At 57.8% G+C, this 25822-nt stretch carries 18 protein-coding genes and 2 pseudogenes; 16 read left to right on the top strand and 4 right to left on the bottom strand.

Going from position 1 to position 25822, the window contains the following annotated elements:
• Nucleotides 1-264 precede the first annotated feature (264 nt).
• From AO277_RS12375 to glgB, 3 genes are read left to right on the top strand one after another with little or no spacing between them, the layout of a single operon-like run.
• Entirely contained in the window at nt 265-2283 is a 2019-nt protein-coding gene (locus AO277_RS12375) for an alpha-1,4-glucan--maltose-1-phosphate maltosyltransferase (RefSeq protein ID WP_044318081.1), read from the top strand.
• A 19-nt stretch (nt 2284-2302) separates the two neighbouring features.
• Complete coding sequence (gene treS / locus AO277_RS12380; RefSeq protein WP_044318082.1) at nt 2303-5629, top strand: maltose alpha-D-glucosyltransferase; 3327 nt, start codon at nt 2303-2305, stop codon at nt 5627-5629.
• Nucleotides 5626-7872: a 1,4-alpha-glucan branching protein GlgB gene (gene glgB / locus AO277_RS12385; protein ID WP_044318083.1), complete on the top strand. Its 2247-nt coding sequence runs from the start codon at nt 5626-5628 to the stop codon at nt 7870-7872. The genes treS and glgB overlap by 4 nt, the downstream gene beginning before the upstream one ends.
• A gap of 8 nt (nt 7873-7880) precedes the next feature.
• On the opposite strand, the gene AO277_RS12390 is transcribed toward glgB, so the two are convergent.
• Both AO277_RS12390 and AO277_RS12395 read right to left on the bottom strand, forming a co-directional pair.
• Entirely contained in the window at nt 7881-10553 is a 2673-nt protein-coding gene (locus AO277_RS12390; RefSeq protein WP_044318084.1) for an autotransporter family protein, read from the bottom strand.
• Between the two features lie 252 nt (nt 10554-10805).
• Nucleotides 10806-12000 (bottom strand): annotated as a pseudogene (locus AO277_RS12395) (MFS transporter).
• Between the two features lie 164 nt (nt 12001-12164).
• On the opposite strand from AO277_RS12395, the gene AO277_RS12400 reads away from it, so the two are divergent.
• A complete protein-coding gene (locus AO277_RS12400) occupies nt 12165-13298 on the top strand; it encodes a lactonase family protein (RefSeq protein WP_044318085.1) in 1134 nt (377 codons plus the stop codon).
• A gap of 63 nt (nt 13299-13361) precedes the next feature.
• On the opposite strand, the gene AO277_RS12405 is transcribed toward AO277_RS12400, so the two are convergent.
• Together AO277_RS12405 and AO277_RS12410 are read right to left on the bottom strand one after the other, a co-directional pair.
• A complete protein-coding gene (locus AO277_RS12405; protein ID WP_002553692.1) occupies nt 13362-14951 on the bottom strand; it encodes an ABC-F family ATPase in 1590 nt (529 codons plus the stop codon).
• 397 nt (nt 14952-15348) lie between these two features.
• Nucleotides 15349-16197, bottom strand: coding sequence for a WaaZ-like lipopolysaccharide core biosynthesis protein (locus tag AO277_RS12410; RefSeq protein ID WP_004667587.1), 849 nt, complete (start codon nt 16195-16197; stop codon nt 15349-15351).
• An 858-nt stretch (nt 16198-17055) separates the two neighbouring features.
• Here AO277_RS12410 and AO277_RS12420 point away from each other — a divergent pair.
• The 12 genes and pseudogenes from AO277_RS12420 (at nt 17056) to AO277_RS12480 (ending at nt 25803) form a co-directional block, all read left to right on the top strand.
• Nucleotides 17056-17757 carry a DUF3053 domain-containing protein gene (locus tag AO277_RS12420; RefSeq protein ID WP_005732846.1) on the top strand — a complete coding sequence of 234 codons (702 nt, stop codon included), beginning with the start codon at nt 17056-17058 and terminating at the stop codon, nt 17755-17757.
• A 96-nt stretch (nt 17758-17853) separates the two neighbouring features.
• Nucleotides 17854-18420 (top strand): GNAT family N-acetyltransferase, encoded by a 567-nt coding sequence (locus tag AO277_RS12430; protein WP_004665523.1) that lies wholly within the window; start codon nt 17854-17856, stop codon nt 18418-18420.
• 117 nt (nt 18421-18537) lie between these two features.
• Nucleotides 18538-18962: pseudogene (locus tag AO277_RS12435) on the top strand (DUF3830 family protein).
• A 115-nt stretch (nt 18963-19077) separates the two neighbouring features.
• Complete coding sequence (locus tag AO277_RS12440) at nt 19078-19521, top strand: hemerythrin domain-containing protein (protein WP_044318086.1); 444 nt, start codon at nt 19078-19080, stop codon at nt 19519-19521.
• A gap of 49 nt (nt 19522-19570) precedes the next feature.
• Nucleotides 19571-19930 (top strand): hypothetical protein, encoded by a 360-nt coding sequence (locus AO277_RS29110; protein ID WP_005743630.1) that lies wholly within the window; start codon nt 19571-19573, stop codon nt 19928-19930.
• A gap of 347 nt (nt 19931-20277) precedes the next feature.
• The gene (locus tag AO277_RS12450) at nt 20278-21129 is read left to right on the top strand and encodes a transporter substrate-binding protein (protein ID WP_005732848.1); all 852 of its coding nucleotides are present in this window, start codon (nt 20278-20280) and stop codon (nt 21127-21129) included.
• A 63-nt stretch (nt 21130-21192) separates the two neighbouring features.
• Nucleotides 21193-21855 (top strand): amino acid ABC transporter permease, encoded by a 663-nt coding sequence (locus AO277_RS12455; protein ID WP_099258994.1) that lies wholly within the window; start codon nt 21193-21195, stop codon nt 21853-21855.
• Between the two features lie 9 nt (nt 21856-21864).
• A complete protein-coding gene (locus AO277_RS12460; protein ID WP_044318087.1) occupies nt 21865-22527 on the top strand; it encodes an amino acid ABC transporter permease in 663 nt (220 codons plus the stop codon).
• Nucleotides 22524-23315, top strand: coding sequence for an amino acid ABC transporter ATP-binding protein (locus AO277_RS12465; protein WP_002553702.1), 792 nt, complete (start codon nt 22524-22526; stop codon nt 23313-23315). The genes AO277_RS12460 and AO277_RS12465 overlap by 4 nt, the downstream gene beginning before the upstream one ends.
• 40 nt (nt 23316-23355) lie before the next feature.
• Nucleotides 23356-23742, top strand: coding sequence for a RidA family protein (locus AO277_RS12470; protein WP_002553703.1), 387 nt, complete (start codon nt 23356-23358; stop codon nt 23740-23742).
• Nucleotides 23743-23801: 59 nt separating this feature from the next.
• The gene (locus tag AO277_RS12475) at nt 23802-24566 is read left to right on the top strand and encodes an IclR family transcriptional regulator (protein WP_005732851.1); all 765 of its coding nucleotides are present in this window, start codon (nt 23802-23804) and stop codon (nt 24564-24566) included.
• 31 nt (nt 24567-24597) lie between these two features.
• Complete coding sequence (locus tag AO277_RS12480; protein WP_080899191.1) at nt 24598-25803, top strand: amino acid deaminase; 1206 nt, start codon at nt 24598-24600, stop codon at nt 25801-25803.
• Nucleotides 25804-25822 lie beyond the last annotated feature (19 nt).

Genomic DNA, 25822 nt, shown 5'->3' on the forward strand with positions numbered 1-25822 from the left:
CCCCCCCCCGGCTTGATTGATGATTCAATTGATTTTAACCGGATCACCCTTGCCCGATTTTTCTGCCCTGCCTTTGGCTCATGTTCAATGCGCCCACCTGACAACCTCAAAACCTTTGAACTTTACGTTCGTTGACCGCTCGGAACCTAGGCAGCTGAATTCGACGAGTCTTCTGCATTTCGCGATTGTCCGCTGCCATACCGTCAATTTTTCCATTGCATGGAATGCACAGGAGCGTCCCTGGGGCGTGAGGAGTGATGCTCGATGAGTGAACAGCCATATGGTCCGGATTCCCTGGCCACCGATGTACCGCACCCAACCCAACCCTTGTCACTGACCCAGGCGCTGCAATTGCCCCGCATCGTGATCGAAGACACGCTGCCAGTGATTGACGGTGGCCTGTTTGCGGCCAAGGCGATCATCGGGCAACCGGTCACCGTGACCAGCAAGGTCTACGCCGACGGGCACGACAAAATGGCGGTCAATATTCGCTGGCGTGCTGCCGATGAGGACACCTGGCATAGCGCGCCAATGCATGAACTGGGCAATGACAGCTGGGTCGGTGAGTTCACCCCGACTTCGGTCAGTCGCTATGTGTTTCGCCTTGAAGCCTGGATCGATCAGTTCGGCAGCTATCGTTACGAACTGGACAAGAAGTTCGGCGCTGGTGTGCCTGTCGACTTGGAACTGGAAGAGGGGCGCATTCATCTGGTGCATGCCGCTGAGCGCAGCCAGCACGATCAGCGCCAGCAGATTGAAAGCCTGCTAGGTCAGCTGGAGCAGGGCGATAAAGACGAGAAGGTCGCGTTGCTGTTGCACAGCGAAACCGCAAACCTGATGAAGCTGGCTGATAATCAGGCCTTCCTGAGTCGTAGCGTTGAATTTCCGCTGGATGTCGAGCGTGAGCTGGCGCAGTTCGCCAGCTGGTACGAGCTGTTTCCTCGCTCGATCACTGATGACCCTGCGCGCCACGGCACCTTCAACGATGTCCATTCGCGTTTGCCGATCATCCGCGACATGGGTTTCGACGTATTGTACTTTCCGCCGATTCACCCGATCGGCCGTGCCCATCGCAAGGGACCGAACAACTCTCTTACCGCAGGGCCGGATGATCCGGGCAGCCCGTACGCAATTGGCAGCGAGGATGGCGGTCATGAAGCCATTCACCCGCAGTTGGGCCGCCGTGAAGACTTCCGTAACCTGGTGAAGGCTGCGGCCGATCACGGGCTGGAAATCGCACTGGACTTCGCCATTCAATGTTCGCAGGACCACCCTTGGCTCAAGCAGCATCCGGGCTGGTTCTCATGGCGTCCGGACGGCACGATCCGCTATGCGGAAAACCCGCCGAAGAAGTATCAGGACATCGTCAACGTCGATTTCTACGCGCCTTATGCCATTCCTGGTCTGTGGCTGGAATTGCGTGACATCGTTCTGGGCTGGGTGAATGAAGGCGTGAAGATTTTCCGCGTCGATAATCCGCACACCAAGCCGCTGCCTTTCTGGCAGTGGATGATCGGCGAGGTGCGCAATCAGCATCCTGAGGTCATGTTCCTTGCCGAAGCGTTCACCAAGCCTGCCATGATGGCGCGACTGGGCAAGGTCGGTTACAGCCAGAGTTACACGTATTTCACCTGGCGCAACACCAAGGCAGAGCTGTCCGAGTATTTCACCCAGCTCAACGAAGTGCCTTGGCGTGACTGCTATCGCCCGAACTTTTTCGTCAACACACCTGATATCAACCCGCGCTTCCTGCACGAGTCTGGCCGTCCTGGATTTCTGATCCGTGCAGCGCTGGCCACCATGGGCTCCGGGCTGTGGGGCATGTATTCGGGGTTTGAGTTGTGTGAAGCGGCACCGATTCCCGGCAAGGAAGAGTATCTGGACTCGGAAAAGTACGAGATTCGCGTTCGGGACTATGCCGCACCGGGCAACATCATTGCCGAGATCGCCCAGCTCAACCGCATTCGCAGGCAGAACCCCGCGCTGCAAACGCACTTGGGCTTGAAACTGTATAACGCGTGGAATGACAACATTCTGTACTTCGGCAAGCGTTCGGCGGATGGCAGCAACTTCATTCTGATTGCCGTCAACCTTGACCCCTTCAACGCACAGGAAGCAGATTTCGAGCTGCCGCTGTGGGAAATGGGCCTGCCGGATGACGCGGCGACGTCGGGTGAAGACCTGATGACCGGACACCGCTGGACCTGGTACGGCAAGTATCAGCACACGCGTCTTGATCCATCACAACCGTTTGGAATCTGGCGCATCCAGGCTGCGCAATAACACTCCCAAGGAGTCAGTAATGGCCAAGAAGCCCGGTGACGCGACATTCATCAAAGACCCGCTCTGGTACAAGGATGCGGTGATTTACCAGGTTCATGTGAAATCGTTCTTCGATTCCAATAACGACGGGATCGGCGATTTCGCGGGCTTGATCGAAAAGCTCGACTACATTGCCGCGCTGGGGGTCAACACCATCTGGTTGCTGCCGTTCTACCCGTCGCCGCGCCGGGACGATGGCTACGATATTTCCGAATACCGCGATGTGCATAGCGATTACGGCACCATGGCCGATGCCAAGCGCTTCATTGCCCAGGCGCACAAGCGTGGCCTGCGGGTGATCAGTGAGCTGGTTATCAACCATACGTCCGACCAGCACACGTGGTTTCAGAAAGCGCGTCATGCCAAGCCCGGCTCCAAGGCACGGGATTTCTATGTCTGGTCGGACACCGACCAGAAGTACGACGGCACGCGGATCATTTTTCTCGACACAGAAACGTCCAACTGGACCAGGGACCCGGTCGCCGGGCAATACTTCTGGCACCGTTTTTACTCCCACCAACCAGACCTGAACTTCGATAACCCGCACGTACTTGATGCGGTGCTTGAAGTCATGCGCTTCTGGCTGGACCTGGGCATTGACGGTTTGCGTCTGGACGCTATCCCATACCTGATCGAACGCGATGGCACCAATAACGAGAACCTTCCGGAAACCCATCAGGTGCTCAAGCGTATTCGCGCCGAGATCGATGCGAACTACCCGGACCGCATGCTGCTGGCCGAGGCCAATCAATGGCCGGAAGACACCCAGCTGTATTTCGGCGACAGCAAGGGGCCGGATGGCGACGAATGTCACATGGCGTTTCACTTCCCGCTGATGCCGCGCATGTACATGGCGCTGGCGCAGGAAGACCGCTTTCCGATCACCGATATTCTGCGCCAGACACCGGAAATTCCGGAGAATTGCCAGTGGGCGATTTTCCTCCGCAACCACGACGAACTGACCTTGGAAATGGTGACGGATCGTGAGCGTGATTACCTCTGGAATTACTATGCCGCTGACCGCCGCGCGCGGATCAACCTGGGTATTCGTCGACGCCTGGCACCACTGGTTGATCGGGACCGCCGCCGGGTCGAACTGTTGAACAGCATGCTGTTGTCGATGCCCGGCACGCCGACGTTGTATTACGGTGATGAGATCGGCATGGGCGACAACATCTATCTAGGCGACCGGGATGGTGTGCGTACGCCGATGCAGTGGTCGATCGACCGCAACGGCGGCTTTTCGCGTGCAGATCCGGCCAGCCTGGTATTGCCGCCGATCATGGACCCGATGTACGGCTTTCAGTCGGTCAACGTCGAAATTCAGGAGCGTGACCCGCACTCGCTGCTGAACTGGAATCGACGCATGCTGGCGGTGCGCAAACAGCAGAAGGCATTCGGGCGTGGCACGCTGAAAATGCTCTCGCCGTCGAACCGCCGCATTCTTGCGTATACCCGCGAGTACACGGCACCCGATGGTCACAGCGAAGTGGTGTTGTGTGTTGCCAACGTTTCCAGCGCCGCTCAGGCTGCAGAGCTTGAGCTGTCGGCTCACGCAGGCACAGTGCCGGTGGAAATGCTCGGTGGCAGCGCATTTCCGCCTATCGGGCAGTTAAGCTATTTGCTGACGCTCCCGCCGTATGGTTTTTACTGGTTTTTACTGGCTTCGGAGAATCAAATGCCCAGTTGGCACGTTGAACCCGCGCAGAGCATGCCGGACTTCCCGACCCTGGTGCTCAAGAAGCGCCTTGAGGAGTTGCTCGAAGAGCCGCTGCGCAGCACCATGGAAAAAACGTCACTGGCTGTTTATTTGCCAAAACGCCGCTGGTTCGCAGGCAAGGGCAAGGACATAGAGCAGGTCAATATCGCGTATGCGGTGCGTTTCGGCGATGAGGCGCACCCTGTGTTGCTCAGCGAAATAGAAGTGACTGCAGACGGCCAGACCGATCGCTATCAGCTGCCATTCGGCTTGCTCGCCGAAGACGACATCAGCAGCGCGTTGCCACAGCAACTGGCACTTGCCAGAGTGCGGCGTAATCGTGATGTAGGGCTGATCACCGATGCGTTTACTCTGGAAACCTTCATTCGTGCAGTGATTCAGGGCATGCAGTCGGATACGGTCATCCCCTGCGCTGACGGCGAGTTGCGTTTCGAGCAAAGTTCGCAGCTGGCACCGCTCGCCCTCACCGCAGAGTCGGAAGTGCGCTACCTGTCTGCCGAGCAGTCGAACAGCTCGGTGGTCGTCGGTGGCAGCCTGGTGCTCAAACTGATTCGTAAAGTCAGTGCCGGGACGCACCCGGAGCTGGAAATGGGTGCTTTCCTGACCAACGCTGGCTTCAAGAATATCTCGCCGTTGCTTGGCTCTGTGGTGCGTGTCGGCAACGACGGAAAACCGAATCTGCTGATGATTGCCCAAGGCTACCTGAGCAATCAGGGTGACGCTTGGGAGTGGACACAGAACAATCTGGAACGCGCAGTACGCGATGAGTTGGCGCATGGCGTTTCCGGCCAGGAACAGCATTACAATGCGTTGCTGGAGCTGGCGGACTTTTCGCGTAGCCTTGGTCAGCGTCTCGGTGAAATGCACCAGATTCTGGCGTCGCCTACCGACAATGCAGACTTCGCTGTTGAAGTCACCAGCAGTCAGGACAGCAAGGCCTCCGGAACCAGCGTCAATGCTCAGCTTGAGCGCGCCTTGCAACTGCTTGAGCAGCGCAAGGGCGATCTGGAACAGGACGATCAGCAACTGGTCAGCGATTTGCTTGCACAGCGCAAGCAGATTCGTCAGCGCGTCGAAGGTCTGGCCAAGCGCTCGGCAGGTGGCCTGCGGATTCGCGTGCATGGTGACTTGCACCTCGGGCAAGTGCTGGTGGTCAAAGGCGATGCCTACCTGATCGATTTCGAGGGTGAACCGGCCCGCGCACTTGAAGAACGCCGTGCCAAGCACAGCCCGTTCAAGGATGTCAGCGGTGTTTTGCGCTCGTTTGACTACGCTGCCGCCATGGCAGTACGCAGCGCACAAAGCGTCGATACCTCGCCTGAGGCTGCCGGTGCTCGCAAACGTGTCGCCGAGACCTACCTGGCGCAGGCGCGGGAAGCCTTTATCGAAGGTTATCGCTCGGCAACGAGCGGAATGGCTCATGCCTGGAAAGATGCAAAAGGGGAGGACGCCGCACTGGAATTGTTCACCCTTGAAAAAGCTGCTTATGAAGTGATCTACGAAGCCGAGAATCGTCCAGCCTGGTTGGCCGTTCCCTTGCAAGGCTTGCGTGGGTTGCTGCAACCGTCTGATGGAGAGCCAATATGAATGCGCCTCACAAAACCGGCACAGGCCGCCGCGCGATTCCCGCTGCTGCGGACCTCGACGCGCTGATCCGCGCGGAACACCGTGATCCTTTCTCGATCCTGGGTCCGCACGGTGACGGCGGCAGCGGGCAATACGTTCGTGCCTATCTGCCCGCTGCGTTGAGCGTGCGTCTGCTGGCCAAAGATGATGGTCGCGAGCTGGGCGAGATGGAAATGAGCGAGGTGCCGGGTTTTTTCGTCGGTCATCTCGAGCAGCCACAGCCTTACCTGCTGAAAATCCAATGGGCTGGCGGCGAGCAGATCACTGAGGACCCTTACAGCTTCGGTCCGCTGCTGGGCGAGATGGACCTTTATCTGTTTGCCGAAGGCAACCACCGCGACCTGAGCAGTTGCCTGGGCGCGCAAGTGACCAACGTCGATGGCGTCGACGGTGTGCGCTTTGCGGTCTGGGCGCCGAATGCCCGCCGTGTGTCGGTGGTCGGCAGTTTCAACAGCTGGGATGGTCGTCGTCACCCGATGCGCCTGCGTCACCCGACCGGCGTATGGGAGATTTTCGTTCCGCGTCTGCAGCCCGGTGAAGTCTACAAATACGAGATCCTCGGTGCCCACGGGATTCTGCCGCTGAAAAGCGACCCTATGGCTCTGGCCACTACGCTGCCGCCCGACACCGCGTCAAAGGTCACTACGCCACTGCAATTCGAGTGGAACGACCAGGAATGGCTGCAATCACGGACAGGCCGCCACGATGTTGCCGCGCCGCTGTCGATCTACGAACTGCACGCAGGCTCGTGGCAGATGGAGCAGCACGAAGACGGTCAATGGCGACAGTACAACTGGCGCGAGCTGGCTGATCGCTTGATTCCCTATGTGAAGGAACTCGGCTTCACCCACATTGAGCTGATGCCGATCATGGAGCACCCGTTCGGGGGGTCATGGGGCTATCAGTTGCTGGCCCAGTTTGCACCGACTGCTCGCTACGGTTCGCCGGAAGATTTCGCCGCGTTCGTTGACGCCTGTCATCGGGCTGAAATAGGCGTGATTCTTGACTGGGTGCCTGCGCATTTCCCGACCGATACCCACGGCCTGGCGCAGTTCGACGGCACCGCGCTGTACGAGTACGCCGACCCCAAGGAAGGCTTCCATCAGGACTGGAACACGCTGATCTACAACCTGGGGCGCACCGAAGTTCATGGCTTCATGCTGGCTTCGGCGTTGCACTGGCTTAAGCATTACCACATCGACGGTCTGCGAGTGGATGCGGTGGCGTCAATGCTGTACCGCGACTATTCGCGTAATGCAGGCGAATGGGTGCCAAATCGCTTTGGCGGACGCGAAAACCTCGAGGCAATCGACTTCCTGCGTCATTTGAACGACGTAGTTGCGCTGGAAGCCCCAGGGACCATGGTGATTGCGGAAGAGTCGACCGCGTGGCCGGGTGTCAGCGAGCCGACCCAGCAGGGTGGGCTGGGCTTCAACTACAAGTGGAGCATGGGCTGGATGCATGATTCGCTGCAGTACATGGAGGAGGACCCGATCAATCGCGGACACCACCACGGCAAGCTGAGCTTCAGCCTGGTGTACGCGTGGTCAGAGCGCTTCGTACTGCCTATTTCCCATGACGAAGTGGTACACGGCAAACATTCGCTGATCGACAAGATGCCGGGTGACCACTGGCAGAAGTTCGCCAACCTGCGCGCTTATCTGTCGTTCATGTGGACGCACCCGGGCAAGAAACTGCTGTTCATGGGCTGTGAATTCGGTCAGTGGCGTGAGTGGAATCACGACCGTGAACTGGACTGGTACTTGATGAAATACGCTGAACATATTGGCGTGAAGAAGCTGGTCAGTGACCTGAACCGAATCTATCGTCAGGAAAAGGCGTTGTACCAGCGCGATGCTGATCCAGCGGGCTTCCAGTGGCTGATCGGCGACGACCAGGCCAATAGCGTGTTTGCCTACCTGCGCTGGAGCAATGATGGCGAGCCGCTGCTGGTGGTGGCCAACATGACGCCAGTGCCGCGCCTGGATTATCGTGTCGGCGCGCCGGTATCAGGTGCATGGACTGAGTTGCTGAACAGCGACGCGGAAACCTACGCAGGTTCTAACATGGGCAATGGTGGGGAAGTGAACACCGAAGACGAGCCAGCACATGGGATGGAGGCTTCACTGAAACTGAACCTGCCGCCGCTTGCCGTGCTTATCCTCAAACCGAAGAAGACTGACCAGGGCGCATCCCCGCGCTGACGGTCGCATTACCACACCAGCCTGAAACCCAGGCTGGTGTTTACTCCCTCCGTTCCTTGTTCGCCCAGATCAACAAGGTAATCAGCGCTCCAGTGCAGACTGGCCTTGCTGCTCAATGTCGCTATCATCCCGGCGCCGATACTGCCCGTCGTTGATCGATGCTCGGTTCTTATCTGCTCTGCATGATCGAATGTCAGCGTGTCATGGCCGTCTTTGGTGTGCCAGAGGTTGGCTCGCAGATAAGGCGCTATCGGTACGCTACTGAATTGATAGCGCCCCTTGAAACGTATGCCGATGCGCCCTGTGGTGTAAGACTGACTGTCGAATCCGAGATGGGCAATGCCGTCATGCTGATCCTGAAGGTCTATGCGTTGGTAGATGATCTGTAGCTGAGGCTCTGCAACCCAGCGCTGTGAGAGTGGCAGCGGATACCCGGCCTCTGCAGACAGGCTCATCACATGGCCTTCAATGTCGACACCTGTGCCCCTGACGGAGCGGCTGCGGCCGTCCAGGCGAGTGCCCATCGCGACTGCGTCAACGTACCCGCCACCGGGTGTCGTCAGCGTCCAGTAGGCCCCCAGGCTTTGCCCGCTCAGTTTCAGGTGCCCTGTTTCGTAGTTTCTGAAACCCTCAGCAAAACCCTGCACTTTGCCATCCAGACGGTTATGCGCGACGAACAGCCCGACGCGCTGGCTCCGCCCGTTGTCCAAGTGCCAGGCATACAGATCATGGCCGATCTGGTAGCCCTTGAATGAAGCGTCCAGGCCTGGGCTCACGTCTCCAGACCAGCGTTGCCTGAAGTCGCTGCCAAACACACGTGCCCATCCGGCAGGCGCCATGTCGTATTCAGTCAGTAGCGCCTGATCACCCTGGCGCTCATGAAAGGTGCCCAGCGAACTCAGCGCCAGGACCGCAGCGCTTGGCGCTGCCACTGAATAGTTGGCGACCTCGGGGCGGTACAACGCGATGGGCGAGGCTCCGCGAACGGGTTCCGGCAGTGGCGGTGTTCCGATCGCGGGCACTGGCAGTGCGGCTGCCGGGAGGACCGGGGCCGGGGTGGTCGGCGCAGGCTCAGGCTCAGGGTTTGGGAGCGGGGCGGGCACAGGTTGCGGTGTTGGTGTCGGCTCGGGAGCAGGTTCGGGAGTCGGCTCAGGTGTCGGCTGGGGAGTTGGCTGTGCAGGTTCGGGGAGGGGCTCTACAGGGGGCGGCGCTGGCGTTGGCGGCGCAATCACCGCAGAGCGCAGGAACCAGCTGTTCTCCGAGCCGGCAGTGGCGCCGCCCTTGAACAGGTAATACTGATAAGCTCCTGCAGACAGCGGACTTTGCAACGAAAAGGCGCTGCTATCGCTGGTTGCACCGTTGATGGCTTGTACCACTTCAATGCCGTTGCCAAGGGTCAGGGCGCCCAGCCCACCCGCGTTGCTGACGATCATGCGCGTAGAACCACTGATCCTACCCTGTGCCACCACCAGTCGGTCGCTGGCGGATGCATCATCGCCCAGTGCCGAGAGCAACAGCAGCCGCCCGTTCTGGCCGGTGTAATTGCCGTTCACCGTCAATGTGCCAGTGAGCGCACTGCCTGCATCGCGCACGTCCAGCGTTCCGGCATTCTCTAATGAAGCGAGGGATGCTGCGCGGAAGGGCGCAATGCTGCCCGAGGTCGAGATCAGCGTACTGCTGGAATCAATGTTCAGAACGCCGGTGTTACTCACGCCGTCACCAAGGACCAGCTTACCGGCCAGATCCAGCTGCGAGCCGTTGCTCAGGTTGACGGTCTCCCAGTTGCCATAGCGACCCGGCTGCAAAGACACAGTGTTATCAAGCGTCAGCACGTCATTGCCAGGGCCGCCGTCAAGCAGCGGGTTGGCGCTCAGGTAATATTCGCTCAGGTTGTACAGCCGCGCCGCATCATCGCCGTCGGCCATCAACACACTGTTGCGGGCGTAGCCACCGTTCAGCCAATTGAAGCTGTCATTACCGGCGCTGGCACGAACTTCACCACGAATATCGCCACCGCTGAGGGTGATCAGGTCGTCGCCGCCGCTGACGCTGACATTGCCGCCCACAGAGCCGCCCAAGAGGGTGATCGTATCCCTGCCAAAGCCGGTTACCAGGTTGTTGATGATCGTGCCACCGGACATCTCGAACACGTTGTTGTCGAGCTTCATGTCAACTCGGCCAATGCTGCCGCCGGTCATCACCGCAACGTCGCCGTCCTCGAACGCACGAGTGATGGTGCCTCCGGTCATCAGAAAGGTATCTCGCCCGTCGCACTGGGCCAGCGAGCCCAGCGTAACGCCGCTCATGAAAAAGTCGTCGGGATCGTCGCCCTGGTTCAGGCCGCCGCTGATCTCGCCCGCCGACAACGTGAATGAGTCGATTCCGGCACTCTGGGTGACGTTGCCGAGAATACGGCCTGACTGCATATCAACGCTGTCGATTCCTGACCCATAGCTGATATCGCCGGCGACCGTGCCTGTTCCGCCTTTGGGAAATATCAGAATGTGATCGCCGCTCAGACCGATAAATGAGCCGCTGATGTCACTGTCGCAGACTTGAACGCCGGACGACGTCGAGGCCCCAAGTGCGCAGGCTCCCTCCGCACAGGACGGGATAATGGCCAGCATAATGAATGGCAGAACATTACGGGTGTGGTACAGATGAATACAACGAATTTTCATGACAGCTCTCCCGGCCAGGCAGGCAGCAGGGAGGCAATCGAAACGGATCAAGGCGCCAGACTGCCACGCTCAGTGACGTCGCCCCAAGGCTGGCGACGGTCGCTTTGCGGGCCTGTTTTCAAGGCCCGCAGTACGAAGTCAAGAGGTCGTTGGCCGATGCGTCAAGAAGTTGACCGACCGGTGGCGAGATTTAAACTTCTGCTACCAACTATTGGAATTACAAGTAAAAAACTTATGCGCTAAAGGTAGTGTTCATGCTGGATATGTTTGGTTGGCGGTGCGGCGTGATAACCAGATTGTCAGCGCCAGCGCGCACGCCGACAGCAACGCCGCGTAAAAAAATATCCAGTCATAGCCCTGACCCAAGGCAATAGCCCCCATTACAGGGCCGGCAATTGCCAAGGCCAGATCGAAGAACACAGCGTAGGCACTCAGGCCTGCGCCTCGGCTGGGGGTAGGTACGCTTTTGATCGCTTCCACGCCCAGCGCCGGGTAGACCAGTGAAAGCCCCACACCGGTCAGTCCTGCCCCAGCCAGAGCAATGCCGCTGCTCGGTGAAAGCCAGAGCATCAGCAGTCCGCAGATCTCCACAGCCATGCAGACGATGGCCGCGTTGTAGCCGCCGAGGCGGTTGATGGCACCGATGAACAGCAGGCGGGCGAGGATAAAGCACACGCCAAACATGCTCAGGCAATAGGCCGCACCTTCCCAGCCGCGGCTTAGATAAAACAGGGTGATGAAGGTGGTCAGCGTGCCGTAGCCGATGGAGGACAACGTCAGTCCCAGACCATAAGGCGCGATCCGGCCGAACACTGACCAATAGGGCAGGTGCTCACCGACTACGACCGGTACCGATGGCTTGTTGCGGATCAGCCAAAGTGCCAGCCCTGCCATCACGATCAAGGCGCCCCCCCAGGCTGTTGAAACCCACGGCGTCGATGACAATCACTCCCAGCGGTGCACCAATGGCTATCGCACCATAGGACGCGATGCCGTTCCACGAGATTGATCGGGCCGTATGTTCCGCGCCGAGCTTGCCGATGCACCAACTAATAGTGCCAACTCCGATAAGCCCTTGGGAAACGCCGAGAAACAGTCGCGCAACGATCAGAATCGACAGGCTCAGCGTGGCAAACTCCTGAAGCAGCGTTGCCAGTAACGTCATGCTGCCACTGATGACGATGCCCCACAGTCCGAACACGATAGAGCGCTTGCTGCCCAGCGTGTCGGTCGCCCGGCCGGCAAAAGGTCGACTCAGCAGCGTTGCCAGGTATTGCGAGGCAATGGTCAGGCCTGCAATCAACGGGCTGAAACCCAGCTGGTCGTGAACATAGCCGGGCAGCACCGCAATAGGCAGGCCGATGCACAGGAAGGCGATGAACGTGTAGAAAACGATGGAAACGATCTGCAGGGTAATCGTCATGGAACCGGAGTGTGCGGCAGGCATTGGGCTCTTCGCTGGCAGGCGGTGGGAGTGCCTCATCATGGCGTGCGCTGTGACTAAAAGAAAGCAGGCTAACGGTTTTATGCGGGCTGATTATCAGGCAGTTGCTGTTCTGTAGATATGGTCATAGGATGACTGATCACACCACAATAATAAAAAGGTTCACCATGAGAAATATTCTGTTGCTGGCCGCTGCAGTCGGTTGTTCGTTTGGCCTGCCTGCCCAGGCAGCCACGTTTGCTTACATTTCCAGTCCCACTGACGGCCTTATATCCCAATACCGTCTGGATGAGCAGAGCGGCGCGCTCAGCCTGGTCGAGCAGACCAAAGCCGGAGACCAGGTCAATCCGATGGCCATCTCACCGGACGGCAAAGCGTTATTTGCAGCGCTACGTTCCAAGCCTTATCAAGTGCTGAGTTACAGCATCGAGCCTGCAACAGGGCATCTCAAACCGCTGAGCCAGGCACCATTGGCCGAGAGCCTGGCCTATTTGTCTACCGATCGCAGCGGGCGCTTCCTGTTCGGCGCATCCTATGGTGCCGATTTGCTCAGCGTACAGCCCATCGATGCGCAACACCGCCCCAGCGACAGTATCCAGACCTACAAGACCGGCATGCATGCGCATTCGGTGCGCACCGACCCGAGCAACCGTTTTGTATACGCCGGTAATCTTGGCGTTGATCGTGTTCTGCAATACCGGCTGGAGCCAAAAGACGGCAAGCTTGTTCCCATTGGCGAGGGCTACGTTGCGGTTGCCGAGAATACCGGCCCGCGCCACTTGGCATTCTCTTCCGATGGCAAATTTCTGTACGTGGTTGGCGAAATGAGTGGCACCGTCACTGCCTTCGCGATCAACCAGAAAACCGGTGCGTTGAAGCAGACAGGCGAGGCGGACGGTATCCCGAAACGCTTGAACCTGGCGCCGGGGCAAGCCCGCGATGCGCGCAACAATGATCTCAAGGACGATCCCACTCCGCGTATCTGGGCGGCAGACATTCGCCTCGCGTCGAATGGCAAGTGGCTGTTTATCAGCGAGCGCACTTCCAGCAGCGTGTCGCTGTTCAAGGTCGAGCCTGCCAGTGGCAAGGTGACGTTTGTCGAAAACTATCCGGTGCAGGAAAAACAGCCACGCAATATCGCTGTGTCACCCAATGGGCGCTGGTTGCTGGTGAGCGGTGAGAAAAGCGACAAGGTCGGCAGTTACGCCATTGCGGCGAACGGTGCCTTGCAGCGGGTCAGCGAAGCGCCCTCGGGCAAGGGTGCGATGTGGATTGAAATGCTCAGCCAGCCGGGCCAGTAGCGGTTTTGAAAATAAAAAGCCCTGTCACATGACAGGGCTTTTTGCTGTAGCAGCCTGACAGGCTTAGAACGAAACGCCCTGGCTGCGCAGGTAGTCGTCGTAGGTACCGCTGAAGTCGATCACGCCGCTTGGGCTGAGTTCGATGATGCGGGTTGCCAGCGAGGACACGAACTCGCGGTCGTGGCTGACGAAAATCAGGGTGCCCGGGTAGTTTTCCAGCGCAAGGTTCAGCGCTTCGATGGATTCCATATCCAGGTGGTTGGTCGGTTCGTCCATCACCAGCACGTTCGGTTTTTGCAGGATCAGCTTGCCGAACAGCATGCGGCCCTGTTCACCACCGGAAATCACTTTGACCGACTTGAGGATCTCGTCATTGGAGAACAGCATGCGGCCCAGAGTGCCACGTACCATTTGCTCGCCGCCTTGCGTCCACTGGCCCATCCAGTCGAAGAGGGTAGATTCGTCTTCAAAATCGTGAGCGTGGTCCTGAGCGTAGTAACCGATTTCCGCTGCTTCGGTCCACTTGACCGTGCCTGCATCGGGTTGCAACTCGTTGACCAGGGTGCGTAGCAGGGTGGTCTTGCCGATGCCGTTCGGACCGATGATTGCAACACGTTCGCCGGCTTCGACCTGGAAGCTGAAGTCCTTGAACAGTGTCTTGCCATCGAAGCCTTTGGCCATGCGATCGACAATGACCGCCTGACGGTGCAGCTTTTTGGTTTGTTCGAAACGAATGAACGGGCTGACACGGCTGGACGGCTTGACCTCGGCCAGCTGGATCTTGTCGATCGCCTTGGCTCGGGACGTGGCCTGCTTGGCTTTCGATGCGTTGGCCGAAAAGCGGCTGACGAACGATTGCAGCTCAGAGATCTGTGCCTTCTTCTTGGCGTTGTCGGACAGCAATTGCTCGCGGGACTGGGTCGCGACGGTCATGTACTCGTCATAGTTGCCCGGGAACAGGCGCAACTCGCCGTAATCCAGGTCGGCCATGTGCGTGCACACGCTGTTCAGGAAGTGACGGTCGTGGGAGATGATGATCATCAGGCTGTTGCGCTGGGTGAGGATGTTTTCCAGCCAGCGAATGGTGTTGATGTCCAGGTGGTTGGTCGGTTCGTCGAGCAACAGCACTTCCGGATCGGAGAACAGTGCCTGCGCGAGCAGAACGCGCAGTTTCCAGCCGGGCGATACTTCGCTCATAGGACCGTTGTGCTGTTCGATGCCGATACCCAGGCCCAGCAGCAGTTCGCCGGCACGGGACTCGGCAGTGTAGCCGTCCATTTCCGCAAATTCGGTTTCCAGCTCGGCCACGGCCATGCCGTCGTCTTCGCTCATTTCCGGCAGCGAGTAGATGCGGTCGCGCTCGGCCTTGACTTTCCACAGCTCTTCATGGCCCATGATCACGGTGTCGAGTACCGTGAATTCTTCGTAGGCGAACTGATCCTGGCGCAGCTTACCCAGTCGTACGTTCGGCTCCAGCATCACCTGACCGCCCGAAGGCTCGAGGTCGCCACCGAGGATTTTCATGAAGGTGGACTTGCCGCAGCCGTTCGCGCCAATCAGGCCGTAACGGTTACCGGCGCCAAACTTGACCGAGACATTCTCGAACAAGGGTTTGGGGCCGAACTGCATCGTGATGTTAGCTGTGGAGATCAATTACTTTACCTATCAATAACTTGGGCAATAACTGGGGAGCGCTGGTGTCAGCGGTGTCGTATTCGAGACACGACCGGAGCTGTTCAGCCTGCTCCGCCTGAGCATGAGCTGATCCAACGGGCATACGTCTACAGCAACGGCAGCCTGCCATGGCCGCGTTGCCGGGATATGAATGTGGGGGTTCATGCCAGACATTGGCGCGCATTGTCGCATAGGTCGGGCGGCAGTGACATGGTGGACAGTGCCGGATTGCCGAGTTGTCCACGTTCCGGCCTGCTCAGGAGCCTGTTGGGTAGCCTTGCTCAAAGCGTGTGCACAAGGCAGAGGCAGGCGCGATTTCAAAAGAAGTCGCAGAAGAAAGATACTGAGTCGTCAAATTGCCTGATCGGGAGGTCGTTTACGTTCGGCTAGCGCTGTAACGGGCAACGCTCACTTTAAGTCGGGCCTCATCAATGCTCAACTTGGGAATGACTTCATCCGGAACTCGCGAGCTGTCGGATAAATTGAACACTTGAAAATCATCCCCGACTACATGCTTCGACATAAGTTCCAGTGACGGGAGAATTCTTGATTCGTAGTGCTGGTCCAGTCCACAAGGCGAGCATACATCTGTCGACGATTCATAGAACCGGCCTGCAGACTGGTTCATATCAAAGCCCACGAGAAAGACGCTATCAAAACCAAGGTGATAAGACAATTGCAAGGCGAGATACATGACCGTGCGAGCGTCGAAAAACCCCAGTTCCAGGTTTTTGCTGAAGCCGATATCCCTGCTTCTATGACTCCATAAAGACACTTTTCTGACCAGTGCGTCGTCTCGTGAGCAGAGCGCCGCAACCGTGGATAACCTCGGTGATTTCTTCAGCGCATAGGCGCGCCCGGAAGGCCTGGGAATGCCGGAGCTGAACTGGTCTTCCCAGAGGCCGACATTCTCGCTCTCGCGCATTGCCGCAGCGAACAGCTCGGGCTGCTGATTGGGAAAATCCCGGTCAGTACACACGTAGAACAATGGTTTGATGTTCGTTTCTGCAAACATCGAGAACGCCCCGTTCATGGTAATCATGGGGACGTCCGAAAAATCTTGAATCGGGAAGTTTCGGGCAGATTGACCTGAGCCAATCAGAAGAACCGGGCCTTTTCTGGTGCCTCTGCATTTGCCGAAATCAAGTACGCGGGTCGGCTTCGGAGTGTGGTCTTCAGCCGATTTGCGAAGATAAGCAGTCGCATTGATGGATTGACTAGTCATGACTACCCTGTAAGCACTAGTGGCAAATTAGTTGGGACATTTTGCGCGCAATACTACTGGCTGGTGGCCATTAGTTCAACATCAAAGAGTTTCAAAAGCGTATCATACTGGAAACATCACGCCACAGATTGATGACTAATTTTTGAGAATTTGCCATTCCTTTACAATGTTCTCAGATGTAAGGCATGGCGCGCGGCATTGTTTAATGTTAATTGGCCAGTATCAAACTAGTGGTTAATGCTCCTGCCGCTAGATGCACTTAACGCAACAATACTGTGTATGCACACAGTCTTGGCGCTGTGCGGGGGAAGGAAGGCGGGAGAGGGTGAGGCTGCAAGGCCCGGCTATTACCGGGCCTCCTTGTTGTGGCGAATTTATTGATGGCTAATCGGATTTCCGTTCCTGCCGCTTCCTCCTGAACCAGCTCCCCAGCGCGTGGAAAGGGTGAATGAACATCGCAATCGCTCCGAGCAGAAAGACGATGGAGACAAGGATCAGGCCCAGGCCCTCGTGTGCAAACATAGTGATTGACTCCTGTTGTTCACTTTGTCGGTCCGCTGAAGACTAGCCGCTGAAACGTTTCACCTCATGAAGAAATGTTAATGAACTTTCCTGGCGGGGGCCGCGAGGCGAGCTTTTGCCTGGCTAGTGCTGTCGCGGCGAAGCTATGAAGTACTCGCGTTTGTTGACTCAAATAGCTGAGAAGGAGCGGATTTTCCGTGAGCCGGTCTGGGGACGGGACTTCTCAAAATTCACCCGTCGCGGAACTAGATGAGGCGATGACGAGACTATAAGCACGCTCGCGTTCATCGGGCCGTGCCTATGAGCGCGCATTCTCATCACCCGGAGGTTCCTGACATGAAGTCCCTTTTCCGTCCAGTCTTGCTGCTGGCTGTTGCTTTACCCCTGTTGCTGACTGGCTGCGGGGATAAGGAGCCCGAACAACGCACTGCGTTCACTCAGTTCCTGCAAACCCGAATTATCGACAAGCCAGGTGTGCACGTTCCCAAACTGACGGACGATGAAAAGAAAGCCTTTGGTGACTACAGCTCGCACTATGCCGTTATTTCCGACTTCGGCGCGGGCATGGACACTGCAGTGCAGCCTCTCGCTGGCTTGATGCAGAAAGGATCCTTTCGCTCGGTAAGCGATGTCATTCAACGTCGCGCAGACCTGGCTGCCGTGCAGACAGGTCTGGATGAAGTCGGCGAGAAGTTGACCATCGAGCAGGGCAAGGCCGATGCGGCACATGCCAAACTCAAGCAGCCCGATGACTTGAAAGTCGTTTATGATAAGGCTTATGACCGGACTGTGAGCGTGCCCGCCAACACGTTCCGTGAAGTCTTGCCGCAAATAAAGGGCACGTTTTCGAGCGGCCTGAAGGTTGCCGATTATGTGGACGCGCACAAATCGCAAATCGATATCTCCGGTTCGGCGATAACCGTCAAGGACCCGGTCGTACAGGCTGAACTCAACAAGTTGCTGCAAGAGCTGAACGAGCAGGGCAAAAACGCTCAGCAGGCTCAGGCTCGCCTGCAATCGCTCATGACCGGTCGCTGAGACTGATCTGGCGGCTTGCCCCGGCCTTGTTGCCGGGCCAGGCCGTGTGTCGGGTATGATTCGCGTGTCTTTTTGCCTGCCCCGGGGCCTGCCTGTTTGATAATCAAACCTCTCTTATCGACGATTGCCCTGCGTGAAGCGGTGCCCGCTGACGCTATATGCCTGAGCGCGCTGGGCATGCAGGTCTTTCTCGACACCTACGCAACGCAGGGCATCCGTGAGTCCATTGCACGCGAAGCCCTCGACGCGTTCTCCCCGCAGGCGTTTGCGCATCTGCTTGGCAAACCGGAAGCGCTCATTATCGTGGCTGAATCTCTAGGGCATCTGATCGGCTTCGCTCAGGTAACGCTGTGCGTCGATCACCCGATGCTTGGCGTATCGACGGCTGCCGAGTTGCAACGCCTCTATGTGCAGGAACGTTTCACTGGATGTGGAGCAGGGCGACTGTTGCTCGAAGCCGCCGAGCAGCGCGCTACGGCCAGAAAGGCGGCGTTGATGTGGGCGACTGTCTGGGTTGGAAACCCGCGCGCGTTGGGGTTTTACCCGCGGCAGGGTTATGAAGTGAAAGGTTCGCCACGTTATGAGTTTCAGGGCGAAACGCATGAGAATAGGCTATTCGCCAAACTGCTCGGCGGGTCAAATCTGACGCGGAATTCTGTTTGATCAACGATTGCAGATGTGTGTCCCTGTGAGCGCAGCGGAACTCCGTGACGCCTCACAAGACTCGCGTTTATCCTTGCGCATCATTCTGAGCATTGTTGCCTTCAAGGAGTCGTTGCAGTGACCACCATCAAAATTACCGCGGCGGATACGAGTTTCTGGCCGAAGCCAATCCGGATGCGCCGCAAACGGTGGAAGCGTTTCTCAAGCTGCTGCCTTATCGGCAGAAATTCATCCATGTGCGCTGGAGTGGCGAAGGCTGCTGGGTGCCGCTGGATGATTATCAACTGAAGCTGAATGACACGTTGATCGGTTTCGAGAACGCAACGAGTCATCCTTCTGTGGGCGACATTCTGTTTTATCCGGGTGGTTACAGCGAAACCGAGATTATCCTGGCGTACGGTTCGTGCTGTTTCGCCAGCAAGATGGGGCAACTGGCCGGCAATCACTTTCTGACCATCACTCAAGGCAAGGAAAACCTGCGCAAACTGGGCGTCAAGACGCTTTGGGAAGGCGCTCAGGATGTGGTTTTCGAGCTGGCCTGAGCCTGTGGTTATTGCGCAGTAGTCATTTGCCAGCATTTCTCGGAACTGCTGATCTTCGCCAGGGGTCTAGTCCACAATGCTTCCAGCTCCCGGAAGCCGACCTGGAGACAAGACCTTGAATATCTTTGAAGCATTGCGTGAAAGCCATGATCGTCAGCGCGGATACGCTGACGCACTGATCCAGACCAGCGGCGACAGTGTCGAACGGGAAAAAGCCTACATACAGCTCAAGGATGAGCTTCAGGCTCACGAGACAGCCGAAGAGCGGTTTTTCTACATTCCCCTGATGGCCCACGACAACGGCGTGGACCTCAGTCGCCATGCCATTTCCGAGCATCATGAAATGGACGAGATGATGGAAGAGCTCGATGAAACCGAGATGTCGAGCCCGGCCTGGCTGGCGACTGCGAAAAAGCTGTCGGAAAAAGTGCATCACCACTTGAAGGAAGAAGAGCAAAAGTTCTTTCAGATGGCAGGCAAGTTACTTGATGAAAAGCAGAAAGAGAGCCTGGCTGGTGAATACGTGAAGGAATACGAAGAGCAATTGGCTGAGGGGTAACAGGTCCGTGCAGTGCTAGAATCGGCTTTTTCATCAGCGAAGGCACGACATGAAGTTTCTGTTTTTGACGAGCGCAACGGTGATTGCGGCAACGGTTCTGGCCGGGTGCGCAGCGCCTTCAAACTCAGCACGTGCGGCAGGGCCATTCAAGGTCCTGTCGAGTGCCAAACAGGATGCCGCCGTTGCCCAGTGCATTCAGGTGACCTGGCAGAACGAAGCGATGTTTGGCACATCTTCAGATGTGTTCCTGCATGATCTTTCCGGTGGCGGCTTCACCGTGTTCACTACCGAATCCAGGTATTTCGCAGACGTACACGCCAAAGGTCCTGCCACTGCTGTCGAGTTCTACGCCCCGCAGGGCGATACCCAGGCCGCCTTGCGATCTGCTGCGATTGCTACCTGCCTCTGACTGAATCTCTTGCCAATGCTCCCGCATTGGCAAGTAGTTCGTGGCGCTTTGCCCCCCTATCATCACTGCGGCGCGACCATTGCGCCTGCACCAGTACTGCGTACTCGACAGCGCGCGCGCACAAGAGTGGGGCCTTACCACTCAAACGTGACAAATGGTAGCGATGCCCTCAAGCCGTAATATCACCCAGCCATCAACCCCTTCATCTCCAGCCTTTTGATTTGCCTCGACATTTTTATGCGGTGTTTTTCGCAGGCCTCGTATGGCACACTTTCTGCTGTCTATTCCGTTGTTACATACCATTGTCCGCTATAGCGGAATAAAAATACTTCGGCGGAGTCTATGTCATGCATCGCGGACCTTCTTTTGTGAAAGCTTGTGCGTTTGTCCTTGCAGCCTCATTCACGCTGGCCAACTCGGCTCAGGCCGCCGAAGGCAGCAAGCTGGATGCAGTATTGAAACGTGGCAATCTGGTGGTGGGTACAGGCAGTACCAATGCCCCGTGGCATTTTCAGGGAGCGGACGGCAAGTTGCAGGGTTTCGATATCGACATCGGCAGGATCATCGCCAAGGGCCTGTTCAATGACCCGAGCAAGGTCGAGTTCGTGGTGCAGTCCTCGGATGCGCGAATTCCCAACCTGCTGACCGACAAGGTCGACATCAGTTGCCAGTTCATCACCGTTACCGCCAGTCGTGCACAGCAGGTGGCGTTCACCTTGCCGTACTACCGCGAAGGCGTAGCGTTGTTGCTGCCTGCCAACAGCAAATACAAGGAAATAGATGACCTTAAAGCCGCGGGCGACGGAGTGACGGTTGCCGTGCTGCAGAACGTATATGCCGAAGAGCTGGTGCATCAGGCGCTGCCCAAAGCCAAGGTCGATCAGTACGACAGCGTCGACCTGATGTACCAGGCGATCAACTCGGGCCGCGCCGACACGGCCGCCACCGACCAGTCTTCAGTGAAGTATCTGATGGTTCAGAACCCTGGCCGCTACCGCTCGCCGGCTTTTGCCTGGAGCCCGCAAACCTACGCTTGTGCCGTCAAACGTGGCGATCAGGACTGGTTGAACTTCGTCAACACCGCCTTGCATGAAGCCATGACCGGTGTCGAGTTCCCGGCTTACGCCGCTTCGTTCAAGCAATGGTTCGGTGTCGATCTGCCTGTGCCTGCAATCGGTTTCCCGATGGAATACAAATAAGTCCACTCTGACCTTCAAGGGCAGGGCAGGCCTTCGGGCTTTCCCTGCCAGGTACGGGCAAGCATGAATTATCAATTGAATTTTGATGCCGTATGGCGTGACTTCCCCAGCTTGCTGGCGGGCTTGGGCCTGGGGCTGGAACTGGCCCTGATCTCGATCGCTATCGGCTGTGTGATCGGGTTGGCAAATGCATTTGCGCTGCTGTCACGTTACAAGGCACTGCGCATTGTCGCGTCGATCTACGTCACCGTGGTGCGCAACACGCCCATTCTGGTGTTGATCCTGCTGATCTACTTCGCCTTGCCCGGGCTGGGCATTCGCCTGGACAAGCTGGCGTCGTTCATTGTCACGCTGTCGCTGTACGCTGGCGCCTATCTGACCGAAGTTTTCCGTGCCGGTTTGCTGAGCATCCACAAAGGTCAGCGCGAAGCAGGGTTGGCCATCGGTCTGGGCGAGTGGCAGGGGAGGGCATACATCATCGTGCCGGTCATGTTGCGCAACGTGTTGCCAGCGCTATCCAACAACTTCATTTCGCTGTTCAAGGACACCTCACTGGCAGCCGCCATTGCGGTGCCGGAGCTGACCTACTACGCGCGCAAGATCAACGTCGAAAGCTACCGGGTGATCGAAACCTGGCTGGTGACTACTGCACTCTATGTAGTGGCCTGCTATGTGATCGCCATGCTGTTGCGCACCCTCGAACAACGTCTGGCGATTCGCCGCTAGGAGGCTGTCATGTATCAACCCCCTGGCTGGTTGCAGGAATTGTGGACCGCGCGAGAAGTGCTCTGGTTCGGCTTTTTGACCAGTATCCAGTGCTCGGCGCTGGCGATTGCTGCGGGCACGCTGATCGGCATGCTGGCCGGTCTGGTGCTGACCAACGGCGGATTCTTCGCACGGTTGCCGATCCGACTCTATGTGGATCTGATACGCGGTACGCCGGTGTTCGTGCTGGTACTGGCAGTCTTTTATATGGTGCCAGCGCTGGGCTGGCAAATCAGCGCGTTTCAAGCTGGCGCAATAGGCCTGACGTTGTTCTGCGGCTCTCACGTATCGGAAATCGTGCGCGGTGCCCTGCAGGCCATTCCCGCTGGCCAGCTGGAGGCTGGCAAGGCGATCGGGCTGCGTTTCAATCAGTCGCTGCGCTATGTGTTGTTGCCGCAGGCCATGCGCCAGATCCTGCCGACGTGGGTCAATTCCTCGACCGAGATCGTCAAGGCTTCGACACTGCTTTCAGTCATCGGTGTGGCTGAACTGTTGTTGAGCACTCAGCAGGTGATTGCGCGCACGTTCATGACCCTGGAGTTCTACCTGTTTGCAGGTTTTCTGTTCTTTCTCATTAATTACGCCATCGAGCTTCTTGGGCGGCAAATCGAAAAACGGGTGGCATTGCCATGACACAGACTCATACCGCAACCCCCGGCCCGGCGCTGCTCAGCATCGAAGGCCTGCACAAGTCCTATGGCGCAGTGGAAGTGCTCAAGGGGGTCGATCTGCGTATGCAGAAAGGCAACGTTGTTACCCTGATCGGTTCCAGTGGGTCGGGCAAGACCACCTTGCTGCGCTGCGTCAATCTGCTGGAAGAGTTTCAGGGCGGTCATATCCGGCTCGAGGGGCAGGATATCGGTTACAGCGACGTAGACGGCAAGCGCACCCGTCATCCGGAGCGGGTTATTGCACAGCACCGGGCAATGACTGGCATGGCATTTCAGCAATTCAACCTGTTTCCGCACCTCAGCGCTCTGCAGAACGTGACCCTGGGCCTGCTCAAGGTCAAGAAGATGCCCAAGGATCAGGCCATTGCCCTGGCGGAAAAGTGGCTGGACCGGGTCGGGCTGCTGGAGCGCCGCAATCACTTCCCCGGCCAGTTGTCCGGTGGTCAGCAGCAGCGGGTCGCAATTGCCCGTGCCATTGCCATGAATCCCAGCCTGATGTTGTTCGATGAAGTCACTTCTGCGCTCGACCCGGAGTTGGTCGGCGAAGTGCTGAGCGTTATCAAGGACCTGGCCGAAGACGGCATGACCATGCTGCTGGTGACTCACGAAATGCGTTTCGCCTATGAGGTTTCAGACCAGATTGTATTCATGAATCAGGGGCGCATCGAGGAGCAGGGGCCACCCAAGACACTGTTCGAACAACCGAAATCGACGCGCTTGAGCGAGTTTCTCAAGAACATCCGTTTTTAACGTTTCACGACGTCCAATGCTTCAAGACAAGGAAAAACTCATGACTATTACCCGTTATGGCGCAGGCAGCACCGCAGGGGGCGGCCAGCCACGTCCATTCGCCCGAGCAGTCGAGGCCGACGGCTGGTTGCACGTTTCTGGCCAGGTGCCTGCGCAGGATGGCGAGATTATCGTCGGCGGTATCGTCGAGCAGACCCACCAGACCATGCGTAACCTGATCGCGATCCTCGACGAAGCCGGTTATGCGCTCGAAGACGTAGTACGTGTCGGTGTGTGGCTGGAAGACCCACGGGACTTCTGGAGTTTCAACAAGGTGTTCGGTGAATACTTCAGCCCCGAGCATGCACCGGCGCGCGCTTGCGTGCAGGCCAGCATGATGGTCGACTGCAAGGTCGAAATCGACTGTATTGCTTATAGGCGCAAGTAGCAGCTTCAAGCCAGAAGCCTCGGGTTATCTGGCTTACAGCTCTACTTAAGGAATGAGCCATGACTGAAGACACAATCAAGCGCCGGGCACGTGGACTGGACCGGGCGTTCGATATTCTGGATTTCCTCAAGGAAAAGGCCAGACCCATGCGTCCCAACGAAATTGCCGGCGGAATCGGCAGCCCCAAATCGACGGTTTACGAGCTGGTGGCGTCGCTGCTGGAGCGGCGTATTCTGGAGACGGTCGGCAAGGACGGGCATGTCTACCTTGGCCGTCAGTTGTACTTTCTCGGTCAGGCGCATTTGCGCCACTTCGATTTCACTCGCGAGGCGGAAGTCTGCCTGGGCGAGATCGTCAGCCAGACGCGGGAAACCGCGCAGATGTGCCTGCTCAATGGCCGGAAATACACCGTTGCGCTGATGAAAGAGGGTGAGCGGCATTTCAGGATTTCCTCGGACATCGGTGAAAACGCACCCATCCCGTGGACCGCTTCCGGGCGTCTGCTGCTCAGCCACCTCAGCGATCAGCAGATCATCGACCTGATTGATCCCGACGATTTCATCCTACCGGGTGGCGAGCGTCTGCCGCTGGAAACCTTTTTGCGGGAGATCCGTAAGGCAGGCGAAGAGGGTTTCTTCTCCTTCGATAGCGTGGCCGACACCTTCACGCACTGTTTCGCCGCGCCGGTGAAAAACGAGCACGGTCAGTGCATCGCAACCCTGTGCATTGTCGCGCCGCGTGCCGATGCCAAGACCCATTACGACGACTATCGGCGGGTGCTGATCGACAGCGCCAACGGCCTGGCTCGTCGAATCAACGAATAACTGCAGGAGATTACTGATGAGCATCGCTGTCATGGACACCGCCGTCATGGACAAGGGCGCTGCACAGCCGGGCGACAGCCTGGTCACTGATGTCAGCCTGCCTGCACTGGTCATCCATCGTCAGGCGCTGGACCACAATATTCGCTGGATGCAACGTTTTGTCACTGACAGCGGTGCAGAGCTTGCACCGCATGGCAAGACCAGCATGGTGCCAGCGCTGTTTCGGCGACAGTTGGACGCGGGCGCATGGGGCATGACCCTCGCCACGGCGGTCCAGACCCAGGCCGCTTATGCGCATGGTGTACGGCGGGTGTTAATGGCCAATCAACTGGTCGGCGCGCCGAACATGGCGGTGATTGCCGATCTGTTGGCTGACCCGATGTTCGAGTTTCATTGCATGGTCGATCACCCGTACAATGTCGCTGCACTGGGCCAGTTTTTCGCGGCACGCGGCCTGCGCCTGAACGTGATGATCGAATATGGCGTACCCGGTGGACGCTGCGGCTGCCGTACCGAAGAGCAGGTCTTGGCCCTGGCGGATGCTGTTCAGGCGCAACCGGCGCTGGCGTTGACGGGTATCGAGGGTTACGAAGGCGTCATCCACGGCGACCATGCCATCGATGGCATCAAGGCTTTTGCGGCGTCGCTGGTGCGCCTGGCTGTCGACCTGCAGGACAAGGGCGCATTCGCTTTGGATCGCCCGATTGTCACTGCATCCGGCTCGGCGTGGTACGACCTGATCGCTGAAGCATTCGATGCCCGGGCCGTTCGCGAACGGTTCCTCAGCGTGCTGCGCCCCGGCAGTTATGTGGTGCATGACCACGGCATCTACAAGGACGCGCAGTGCTGCGTGCTGGACCGACGTGCCGAGCTGAGCGAAGCGCTGCGCCCTGCGCTGGAGGTCTGGGCGCATGTGCAGTCCATGCCGGAGCCGGGTTTTGCGGTGATCGCCATGGGCAAGCGCGACGTTGCCTACGATGCCGGCTTGCCCAACCCGCTGCTGCGTTACAAGGCGGGTGTGCAGCCTGCATCAGGCGACGACGTCAGTGCCTGCAAGGTGACCGCCGTGATGGATCAGCACGCTTTCATGACCGTCGCGCCCGGATGCGAGTTGAAGGTTGGCGACATCATTTCCTTCGGTACCTCACACCCGTGTCTGACCTTCGACAAGTGGCGTTCAGGTTGTCTGGTGGATAATGACATGCGAGTGATCGAGCCTTTCAGCACGTATTTCTAATTCCGGTATTGGCAGGAGT

It is taken from the genome of Pseudomonas amygdali (genome assembly GCF_002699855.1).
GTDB lineage: Bacteria > Pseudomonadota > Gammaproteobacteria > Pseudomonadales > Pseudomonadaceae > Aquipseudomonas > Aquipseudomonas amygdali.

What these genes read in the sequence shown, in the direction of transcription:
- AO277_RS12460 (WP_044318087.1), top strand. Translation starts at nt 21,865, where the DNA reads ATGTATCAACCCCCTGGCTGGTTGCAGGAATTGTGGACCGCGCGAGAA.
- AO277_RS12410 (WP_004667587.1), bottom strand. Translation starts at nt 16,197, where the DNA reads ATGACTAGTCAATCCATCAATGCGACTGCTTATCTTCGCAAATCGGCT.
- treS (WP_044318082.1), top strand. Translation starts at nt 2,303, where the DNA reads ATGGCCAAGAAGCCCGGTGACGCGACATTCATCAAAGACCCGCTCTGG.
- AO277_RS12480 (WP_080899191.1), top strand. Translation starts at nt 24,598, where the DNA reads ATGGACACCGCCGTCATGGACAAGGGCGCTGCACAGCCGGGCGACAGC.
- AO277_RS12420 (WP_005732846.1), top strand. Translation starts at nt 17,056, where the DNA reads ATGAAGTCCCTTTTCCGTCCAGTCTTGCTGCTGGCTGTTGCTTTACCC.
- AO277_RS12465 (WP_002553702.1), top strand. Translation starts at nt 22,524, where the DNA reads ATGACACAGACTCATACCGCAACCCCCGGCCCGGCGCTGCTCAGCATC.
- AO277_RS12390 (WP_044318084.1), bottom strand. Translation starts at nt 10,553, where the DNA reads ATGAAAATTCGTTGTATTCATCTGTACCACACCCGTAATGTTCTGCCA.
- AO277_RS12400 (WP_044318085.1), top strand. Translation starts at nt 12,165, where the DNA reads ATGAGAAATATTCTGTTGCTGGCCGCTGCAGTCGGTTGTTCGTTTGGC.
- AO277_RS12455 (WP_099258994.1), top strand. Translation starts at nt 21,193, where the DNA reads ATGAATTATCAATTGAATTTTGATGCCGTATGGCGTGACTTCCCCAGC.
- AO277_RS12375 (WP_044318081.1), top strand. Translation starts at nt 265, where the DNA reads ATGAGTGAACAGCCATATGGTCCGGATTCCCTGGCCACCGATGTACCG.
- AO277_RS12470 (WP_002553703.1), top strand. Translation starts at nt 23,356, where the DNA reads ATGACTATTACCCGTTATGGCGCAGGCAGCACCGCAGGGGGCGGCCAG.
- AO277_RS29110 (WP_005743630.1), top strand. Translation starts at nt 19,571, where the DNA reads ATGAAGTTTCTGTTTTTGACGAGCGCAACGGTGATTGCGGCAACGGTT.
- AO277_RS12450 (WP_005732848.1), top strand. Translation starts at nt 20,278, where the DNA reads ATGCATCGCGGACCTTCTTTTGTGAAAGCTTGTGCGTTTGTCCTTGCA.
- AO277_RS12475 (WP_005732851.1), top strand. Translation starts at nt 23,802, where the DNA reads ATGACTGAAGACACAATCAAGCGCCGGGCACGTGGACTGGACCGGGCG.
- glgB (WP_044318083.1), top strand. Translation starts at nt 5,626, where the DNA reads ATGAATGCGCCTCACAAAACCGGCACAGGCCGCCGCGCGATTCCCGCT.